The sequence below is a fragment of the Micromonospora sp. NPDC047753 genome, assembly GCF_040642735.1.
Taxonomy (GTDB): Bacteria; Actinomycetota; Actinomycetes; order Mycobacteriales; family Micromonosporaceae; genus Micromonospora.
This window is the reverse complement of record NZ_JBEYSL010000806.1, coordinates 1-1,797: the sequence shown is the minus strand read 5'-3', so window position 1 is coordinate 1,797 and position 1,797 is coordinate 1. Positions and strand designations below refer to the sequence as shown.

The following is a 1,797-nucleotide window of genomic DNA, read 5'->3' as shown; positions in this document are numbered from 1 at the left end:
CGGGGCTGCCCCGCAGCGGTGAGTGGGAACGACCGCCGTCATCAGCACTGGGCCAGTGGCCTGGGAAGCGACGGCCAGTAGGGGACCGGCGTGGAGCCGGTCGGGCCCGCGAGTCCGAAGACCTGCCGGCGCCGCGTACACGACCGTGTGCGCTGCCGTCGGCCTCGCGGGTGGGCTGAGCGGGTGACGTGCCGGGGCGGCGTGCGCCGGTGTGTCCTCGTCAGCGTGTGCCCGTGTTCCGGCGGTGTGGTTTCCCGAGGGACGGACTACCGCTGTGCACGACACCACCACGATCGCCGGCCGGGCGCCGTCGGCGTCGCACCTGACCCTGTCGCAGATCATGGACCAGCACCACACGAACCTGATGGGTACGGTGCACGGCGGCCGGATCCTCAACCTCATCGACTCGGTGGCCGGGGTGGTCACCGCCCGGCACTCGGATGGGCCGGCGGTCACCGCCGCGATCGACGAGACCGCGTTCCTGCGCGCGGTGCGGGTCGGCGACGTCGTGCACGTCGACGCCCGGATCACCTGGGCCGGCCGCAGCTCGATGGAGGTCGCCGTCAAGGTGACCGCCGACCGGTGGGACCGGGCGGTGCCGCCCACCGACGTGGCCACCGCCCACCTGGTCATGGTCGCTATCGACGACGACGGCCAGCCTCGTACGGTGCCGCCGCTGCTACCGGAGACCGACGGTGACCGGCGGCGGTACCGGGAAGCGGAGATCCGCCGCGAGCACCGTTTGGCGCTGCGGCGCGCGCTGCTCGACGGTGCCGAAGACGACTGACCCGTGCGCGGTGCGCCCGTCGCGGCGACGTCGCGGTCCGAGGAACCTGCCCCGCCGTCGATCTGGTCGGATAGCGTCCACGTGAAGTCTCCAGGGCTCGCTGGCCGAGTACGCCGCCGTGGACGCCCGGCTGCTGGCCCGCAAGCCGAACGCACTCTCGATGCGGGAGGCCGCCGTGTTGCCCTTGGCGGCGGTCACCTCTTGGGAGGGGCTGGTCGACCGGGCCGGAGTCCGCGCCGGGCAGAAGGTCCTGTGCACGGCGGTGTCGGCGCTGTGGGATACGTGGGCGTGCAGCTTGCCCAGGCGCGCGGCGCCGAGGCATACGCCACGGGTGGGCCGACGAGCATGCGGGTGATCGAGAGCCTGGGCGCCGTGCCGATCGACTACACCACGAGCAAGGTTGAGGAATACGTCGAAAGGCACACCGGCGGCGAGGGGTTCGACATGGTCGTCGCCACCGGTCGCGGCGGCGGGCGCGTTCGGCGCGGATGAGGTCGGCCAGGTGGTTCAGAGTGCGGCTGGACAGCGCGACCGCAGACGGGTAAGACAGCACAGCGAGGCTCCCGGTTGGGGCATCGGACCTTGGTCGACTGCTGTCTTACCGGGAGCCTCGTCCTATGTCGACACACGCTGCCTGCCACCCATCGTGACCAGGCCCATCACGATGAAAAGCCCTCAATGCCTGACCCGCGCCATATCCTCGCAACGCCGCTATATCGACGCCAAGCTATCGTGATCTGACCCCTGCAGCGACAGTGCGAAGGTGAGTCATGGACGTAGTCAGCACCAGCGAGGTCCCGGTTGAAGACGGGTTCGCCTTTTGGCGCGAGGTAAACTCGAAGCTCTGGGTGCCCTACGATTTACGCTGTGAATCGCAGCGGGAGCTCGGATTTCGGGCTCAGGTCGGAATTAGCGATGACGAGCAGCAGATCGCACAGCTCCCGGCCTTTGTCGGTGAGCAGGTATTCGTGTCGGACCGGCCGGGTCGAGTATTCACGCTGGGCCAGGAC

General features: G+C 69.6%; 3 protein-coding genes, 1 pseudogene and 1 riboswitch. Of the genes and pseudogenes, 2 read left to right on the top strand and 2 right to left on the bottom strand.

The genetic code is table 11. The features are described 5' to 3' along the window. Positions 1 to 145, top strand: a riboswitch (cobalamin riboswitch). This riboswitch is flagged as partial in the annotation. 129 nt (positions 146 to 274) lie between these two features. Further along, positions 275 to 787 carry an acyl-CoA thioesterase gene (locus tag ABZ749_RS34745; protein WP_357235553.1) on the top strand — a complete coding sequence of 171 codons (513 nt, stop codon included), beginning with the start codon at positions 275 to 277 and terminating at the stop codon, positions 785 to 787. Between the two features lie 288 nt (positions 788 to 1,075). Then, positions 1,076 to 1,279: a hypothetical protein gene (locus ABZ749_RS34740; RefSeq protein ID WP_357235549.1), complete on the top strand. Its 204-nt coding sequence runs from the start codon at positions 1,076 to 1,078 to the stop codon at positions 1,277 to 1,279. On the opposite strand, the pseudogene ABZ749_RS34735 reads toward ABZ749_RS34740, so the two are convergent. Further along, a pseudogene (locus ABZ749_RS34735) lies at positions 1,236 to 1,340 on the bottom strand (IS5/IS1182 family transposase); the annotation flags it as partial. The gene ABZ749_RS34740 and the pseudogene ABZ749_RS34735 sit on opposite strands and share 44 nt — an antisense overlap. Before the next feature lie 307 nt (positions 1,341 to 1,647). Further along, positions 1,648 to 1,794 (bottom strand): winged helix-turn-helix transcriptional regulator, encoded by a 147-nt coding sequence (locus ABZ749_RS34730; protein ID WP_357235556.1) that lies wholly within the window; start codon positions 1,792 to 1,794, stop codon positions 1,648 to 1,650. Between the last annotated feature and the right edge of the window lie 3 nt (positions 1,795 to 1,797).